The sequence below is a fragment of the bacterium genome, assembly GCA_016873475.1.
In the GTDB taxonomy this organism is placed as follows: Bacteria; Krumholzibacteriota; Krumholzibacteriia; order JACNKJ01; family JACNKJ01; genus VGXI01.
The window spans coordinates 1-6,637 of the sequence record VGXI01000175.1; the positions used below are offsets into that span (position 1 = coordinate 1).

A 6,637-nucleotide genomic window follows, 5' to 3' on the forward strand; every position below is an offset into this window, starting at 1 on the left:
CCCCCGCGTCAATGGGGCGCAGGCGAGGGCACCCGCCTCGACTCAGCCTTCGGATTCGCTCGGCGAGTGCCCTCGCCCACGCCTCAACGAAGTAGCACGAGCTTGCGCGACAGCGCGCCGTGCGGGCCGAAGATCCGCAGCAGGTACACGCCGGCTGGCAGGTCGACGGCGGCGAGGGCGAGCGCGGCTGTGCCGGCGGGATAGTCGGCCGCGCCGAAGCGCGCCAGGCAGCGGCCGCGCAGGTCGTAGAGGGCGGCGCCGTAAGGGCCAGGCCGGTCGATGCGCAGCGCGAGGCGCAGCGGCCCCGCGGCCGGCAGCCAGGGATTCGCTGGGGCCTCGCTCAACGCGAAGCCCAGCGCGGGGGGCGTGAGGAGGGGCGGCTCCGCTGCGGCGGGGTCGGCGTCGCTCCAGACCAGCTCGTCCAGCGCGATGAAGCCACCCGGGCCCTGGGCGCGATCCTCGATCTCGAGGTTGGCCGCGAGCCCGCGCAGGCTGCGAGTGTCCCAGGCCCGCGGGACGAGCGGCAGTCCCTCGCCCCCCGGCACCCCGGTGCCGGTGCCGCCCGGTGGCGTCGCCCGGAAGAGCAGGGCGCCGTCGCTGGCCCGGCGCAGGCTGAGCGCGCAGGAGTCGGCGTGGCCGGCGCCGCCGATCAGGAAGTCCAGCCGCGCGCCCGTCACGAGGAACTGCGGCGAGCGCGCGCGCCCCACGGCGGCGGTGCCGAGGCTGTCGCCCACCTGGCTGGCGACGCCGCCCGTCACCGAGCGGTAGGCCTCGAAGCTGCTGAGCCAGGAGTGGCCGACGTAGCCGCTCGGCAGTGCGGCGCCGCGGGCCATCGGATTGTCTTCGAAGGTAGGTGCGAGCGCGAATGGGTTCGGCCCGCCGGGGAGATCCGTGAGCGTCCAGCCGATCAGGCCCTGGCGGTCGTGGAGCGCGGGCGGCCAGAGCGCGGGCGCGAGGTCGAGGAGATCGAACTGGATGGCGAAGTTGTGAACGCCCCACTCAAGGTAGTTCTCGTGACGGCTGAAGAGGCAACGGGTCGCGCTCGGCGGCGCCCAGGCCGGGTCGACCGCGAGCGCGGCGGGCAGGGGCGTCAGCTCGGGCGCCGCGCCCTCGTCGATCTTGATCGCGGCGGCGAGATCCCAGGGCCCGCGCCAGTCGGGGGCGGCCAGCGCGCTCGTCCCGAACACGCCCGCGCGCGTGAAGAGAAGCCGGCAGGCGCCGCTGCCTGCCGCTTCGGGGAAGCAGAGCTGCGGGCTCTCGAGCGCACCCGCGTCGGGCGCGACGATCAGCGGCCCTCGGTCCGCGAAGGCGGGTGGACCGATGGCAGCCGCAGGCGCGGCGGCCAGGGCGAGCGCGCCCAGGCCGCTCGCCGTCCGCGCGCAGGTGAGCAGGAAGAGCGAGTCGCCGGCGGCGAAGAGGAAAGGATCGCGGCAGTCCGCCCAGTCCGTTTCGCTCCAGCTCGCCCAGGCGCCCGGCCGGTAGATCGGCGCGGGCTCGCGCGACCACTGCTCGAGATCCGCGCTCCAGGCCAGCGCGATCGACTGGCTGCCGGCACCGTTCACGGCGGTGAAGAGGATCGCCCAGCGCGCGCCGGCGGGGCGCCAGGCGGCGGGGAGCATGGCCGCCGGCAGCACCTGCGGCGCCCAGAGACTCCGCTCGCCGGGGTCGACCGCCAGCGGGGCAGCGTGCTGGACCCAGCGCCGCAGGTCCTCGCTGCTCGCATGGCCCAGGCTCGGATCGCTGCCGCCGCCCAGCGCGCCCCGCGTGTAGAAGAGGTGGAATCTGCCCTCCGCGTGGATGAGGCTGTGGTCCTTGACGCGGTGGCCCCGCTCGATGAAGACCGGCTGCTCGAAGTCGCAGAGCGGCTGAGCGCTCGCCGCCCGGCCGCGGAGGCAGTCGGAGAGGGCGAGGAGTTGCAGCCAGAAGAAGATCCTGTGCCCGCGCATTGCCCTACCTTGGCAGCGCGGAGCGCCCTGCCGGGCCTTCCCACCGCCACGGGTTGATTATCTGTCTATTCGACAAGCCATTGCAAGTCGGGCCCGGCACCTGGCCGCGGGGCAGAGGCAGACTCGACCCTGAGGGGTTCGACTGGGGTCGGCGTTGACGTGCAATTTCTGATCGGGTACACTTGATCCGTGCCGGCAGGCTCGGGCCGAGGGGCACTACCGTGGGGCTGGCCGTTCCATGGGAACGCCTCTTGAGTCACTGGCAATCCAAACGAGCTCCTAGGAGGACAGCTGATGAAGAAACTGCTTTCGACCCTGGCCATCCTGGCCATGTTCGTGGCGCCGGCTTTCGCGCAGAACATGAGCGGTGGCTACGTGAACCTGATCTCCCCGACGACGGTCAACCCGGGCGACACGGGCGTCATGTTCACTTTCTACGTCTACAACGGCAGCCCGGACACCGAGTGGACGAAGAACGTGATCTTCACCTTCCCCACCTGCTTCACCGTGACCGCCGGCTCCTACAATGACGGCGGCCTCGGCTGGGTGTTCAACTTCGTGGCGGCCGGCAATGTCGGCAGCTTCCTTGATGGCGACGGCGGCTGGGGCGAGATCTACGACGGCGACGGCGGCTACTTCTACGTGACCGTCGATGTCGGCGGTGGCTGCCCCGCGGGCCCGGCCCAGGTGGCCTGGCAGCAGGACGGCGATGTCTGGGGCAGCCCGCCTCACTTCATCACCGGCGTCTGCGACTTCACGATCGGCGGCACCGCGGTCGAACCCTCGACCTTCTCCAGCGTCAAGGCCCTGTATTAGTCAGCGCCTGCGCGTTCCGATTCGACCCGTGGCCTCAAGGCCGCGGGTTTTTTCTTTTGCCGACGCCCGCGCTCCGGCATTGAGCCAGGGCCGCCGGCTGGGCTATACTCGTGCCGCCACACCGGAAGTCTCGAGGCCGCCGGCCGGCTGCCCGACTTCATGCTCCACATCGCGCCGCCCGGCAGACGGGGCTGCGTGGGATGGTGCTCGCGCCAGATTGCCCCCGTCGTGCCTCGGGGTTCCGAGCGGCACAACCAACGGGAGGCACGAACATGAGAAGATTGCTCGTCGCTTTGGCGCTCACGGCCTTGATGGCCAGCTCGGCCTTGGCCGACAAGCCCAATCTCGATCCCATCGGCGACTACGAGCGGGTGTCCTGCGATCTGGTCGGCGTCTGCTGGACCTGGGACGGCACCTTCACCACCGAGACCTGCGACGCCACGGGCGGCGCGCCAGTCTGGCAGTATGGCCCGTCCAGCGGTATCCCCACGGTGGACTGTTACGGCGAGCCGATCACCGCCGTGCTGGGCACCATTCTCAACGGGAACTACCCGAGCAATGCCGGCCAGCGGGCGATCCTGGGCGGCAGCTTCCTCGTCAGCGAGTCCTGCCACTTGCTCGAGCTCTGCCACTACTACGACACCGAGAACAGCTATGATGGCGGCAACCTCGAAGTGAAGGTGGGCAGCACCTACACGGTGGTGCCGCCCATCGGCGGCTATCCGGACAGCCAGCTCTGCGAGAGCACGAGCTTCTATGCCTACTGCGTCGACATGCAGCCCGGGTTCACCGACGGCCCGACGGCCGGCTTCGTCAAGGACTGCTTCGATCTGAGCGCCTTCATGGGTCAGACGGTGCAGATCGCCGTGAAGTTCGGCAGCGACAGCTCCGTGGTCTACCCCGGCTGGTACATCGCCGGCGTGATGGCGGGCGGCCTGGTGACCGCGATCGAGGACAGCAACTGGTCAACGATCAAGCAGCTCTACTAGCCCACCCGCGAGCGCTTCGAGCGGCGCCCCGCCTTCCCCAGTAGAGGGCGGGGCGCCTTGTTTCGCGGGGCGGTTCTGCCCGCCTCCGGCCGTCGGACACCCTCACAGGGAAGTCCTGGTAACCGAGATGTCGCGGTTTCGTCAGTCGTAGATAACCCTAGAAGCGGTGATGCCAGAAAAACTTGCACCGTCGGGTTGACTCCCGGCTTGAGGCCGGGTAAACTCATCCTTCAGTCGACGACTCATTGGGCTGGCCCCCGGTCGGGGTGCCGCTCGACGGCAAACACCACTGAGCATGCATCATTCGAACGGCGTTTCGAGCGCACCGGGAGGGATCACCCCATGAGAAGCCTCCTGCTCGTCCTTACCCTGAGCCTTCTGCTGGCTGCGAGCCAGGCATCGGCAAACATGGCGGGCGGCACGACCCAGCTCCTCGGCCCCGGCACGGCAATGCCGGGCGACGAGGTCACCTTCATCTTCGAAGTCCGCAACGGCAGCAGCGACGGCGAGGCGACGAGCGCCGTCCAGTTCCGCTTCCCGGAAACCTTCCGCGTGCTGGAAGGCTGGTTTGACGACCGCGGCCAGAACTGGGACTTCGCCGTGGCGCCCTACGGCCTCTTCACCGAGCGGATCATCTTCTACGACATCGACAACGACTTCGCGCAGGGCGAGATCCTGCCCGGCCAGGTCGGCAACTTCTACGTCCGCGTGGCGATCAACCCCAATGCCGATTGCGGCATCTACGACTTCCACTGGAAGCAGTTCGGCGACAACCAGGGCAAGCACCTGCACTACGTCCTGGGCACCCTGCCCTACGACATCTGCGGCATCGCCACGGAGACGACGAGCTTCTCCAGCATCAAGAGTCTGTACTAGCCCCTTCGCACCTCCCTGTGGGTAGACAGAAGCCCCCCGGCGCCGGTCGCCGGGGGTCTTCCTTTGCGTCCCAGGTCGCTGCGGAGCGCCCTAGCGGGCGCGCTCCAGGCTCTCCCGCTTGAGCTCGAGGAAGCGGGCCTTGAGCTGCTGCGTCTCGGGAAGGCGAGCGCGCTCCTCATAGGCGCGATCGAGCCGCGTTACGAGGAAGCCTGAGAGCAGCACGAATCCGGCAGGGATGAGCAGGGGCACCAGGCGTCGCCAGCCGCGGCCGGAGAGCACCCGCAGCATCTTCATCGTGCCGGTGGCGAGCACGAGGCAGAAGCCCGCCGAGGCCAGGTAGAGGTACTTCGTGTTGATCCAGTCGCCCGGCAGGTAGAAGAAGCAGAAGGGCAGGATGGTCATCACCGCCCAGGCGATGAAGAAGCGCAAGGCCGTGTTGCCGAAGACGAAGCCGTAGGCCATGTAGCTGAAGATGATCAGGGCCGTCAGCGGCCGGATCCAGCCGCTCCAGGAATAGACGCGCGCGATCGCGCTCCCCTCCTCCACCAGCTCCGTGTAGTGGATCGGGTAGACCATGTGCACGAGGTAGCTCGGCACGTTGCCGAGGAAGTTGTGGACGGCGAAGCCGAGCCCCCAGCCTGCCGGGTAGCTGGTGGTGACCTCCCGGAACTGCTGCCACTGGAAGCTGGTGAGCAGGCCGCCGTAGAGCAGGAGGATCAGCAGCGGGCCGGCCAGCACCCGCCGCCCCTGGCGCTCCCGCCGGAAGAAGACGTTGTAGGCCAGCAGCACGCCCATGCCGCTGAGGAAGGCGAAGCGATTCACCAGGGAGAGCGTGAAGAGCACGAGCGTCGCCAGGAACCAGAGCGAGAACAGGCGGCCCTTGCTTCGGGTCTCGTTCATCACGTAGAACAACACGGTGAGGATGAAGACCGCGTGCATGAGGATGCCGCTCACGCCGGCCGCGTACATCACCTCCTTGCCGTAGTTACCCACGGCAAAGGCGAAGAGGCTCGCGCTCATGAAGGCGATGCCGAAGTCGCGCAGGATGATGAAGATGAGCAGGTAGAGCAAGAATGCGTTGACGGCGTGGATGAAGATGTTCAGCAGGTAGTAGCCGGCCGGCTTGTCGCCGAAGAAGAGGTACTCGAGCCGGTGGAAGAAATGCACGAAGGGATGCGCCTCGAGGGTGCGCACCCCGATCTCGTCGCCGGGAGCGCCTTCCAAGCTGCGCGCGAGGAACTCGTACTCGATCGCCGTCCAGAACTCGTTGTTCAGGATGCGCCCGAATAGCAGGAAGCTGAAGCCGAGCAGGATGAGGAAGAGCAGGGTCTTGTTGTCCCTCAGAGCCATCGTCCGCCGCCTCTCGCGCCGGCGCCGGCGCAGCCCGCAGTCTAGGGCGCTGCCGAAGGGTGGGCAATGTGTTTCGTGACCGCAACCTGCTGATCCTGGCCGCCGGCCAGTTCGCCAGCCGCCTCGGCGACGCCAGCTTCCACCTCGCGCTCATCTGGCTCGCCAAGGAGCTGACCGGCTCGAAGCGGGCGATGGGCCTCGTCGCCATGCTCGAGTACCTGCCGATCCTGCTCTTCGGGGCCCTGGCCGGGGTGCTCGTGGACCGCCTGGACCGCCGGCGGGTCATGCTGGCGGCGAGCCTCGTGCGGGCCGGCCTGATGCTGCTCGTGCCGCTGGCCTTTCTCGCCGGCTATCGCGGCCTCGTCGCCGGGGCCTTCGCGGCCTTCGGGCTGGCGCTGGCCACCAGCCTCTTCACGCCCGCCCGGGACGCGCTCGTGCCCCAGCTCGTCGTCGGCGCCGATCGCGTCGGCGCGAACGCCCTGGTCCAGGTCTCGGACCAGTTCGCCTGGCTGCTCGGGCCGCTCGTCTATCCGCTCCTGGTGCCCTGGCTCGGCTTCACCTGGGCCTTCCTCGGGCCGGCGGTGATCTTCCTCGCGAGCTGGCTCATCCTGCGCCGCTTGCGCATGCCGGCCGGCCCGCTGCCGGCAGCGGGCCGGGACG

6 protein-coding genes are annotated in these 6,637 nt (G+C 68.9%); 4 read left to right on the top strand and 2 right to left on the bottom strand.

Annotated features, from left to right (window positions below; all coding sequences use genetic code 11):
- Positions 1–83: 83 nt before the first annotated feature.
- Positions 84–1,946 (bottom strand): hypothetical protein, encoded by a 1,863-nt coding sequence (locus FJ251_12250; protein MBM4118482.1) that lies wholly within the window; start codon positions 1,944–1,946, stop codon positions 84–86.
- A 294-nt stretch (positions 1,947–2,240) separates the two neighbouring features.
- Here FJ251_12250 and FJ251_12255 point away from each other — a divergent pair, with 294 nt between their 5' ends.
- From FJ251_12255 to FJ251_12265, 3 genes are all read left to right on the top strand, one after another.
- Positions 2,241–2,762: a hypothetical protein gene (locus FJ251_12255; protein ID MBM4118483.1), complete on the top strand. Its 522-nt coding sequence runs from the start codon at positions 2,241–2,243 to the stop codon at positions 2,760–2,762.
- Positions 2,763–3,034: 272 nt separating this feature from the next.
- A complete protein-coding gene (locus tag FJ251_12260; protein ID MBM4118484.1) occupies positions 3,035–3,751 on the top strand; it encodes a hypothetical protein in 717 nt (238 codons plus the stop codon).
- 342 nt (positions 3,752–4,093) lie between these two features.
- Positions 4,094–4,627 (top strand): hypothetical protein, encoded by a 534-nt coding sequence (locus FJ251_12265; GenBank protein MBM4118485.1) that lies wholly within the window; start codon positions 4,094–4,096, stop codon positions 4,625–4,627.
- Between the two features lie 90 nt (positions 4,628–4,717).
- On the opposite strand, the gene FJ251_12270 is transcribed toward FJ251_12265, so the two are convergent.
- Entirely contained in the window at positions 4,718–5,977 is a 1,260-nt protein-coding gene (locus tag FJ251_12270; GenBank protein MBM4118486.1) for a hypothetical protein, read from the bottom strand.
- 59 nt (positions 5,978–6,036) lie between these two features.
- Here FJ251_12270 and FJ251_12275 point away from each other — a divergent pair.
- Positions 6,037–6,637: MFS transporter (locus tag FJ251_12275; protein ID MBM4118487.1), on the top strand; the 601-nt coding region annotated here is incomplete at its 3' end.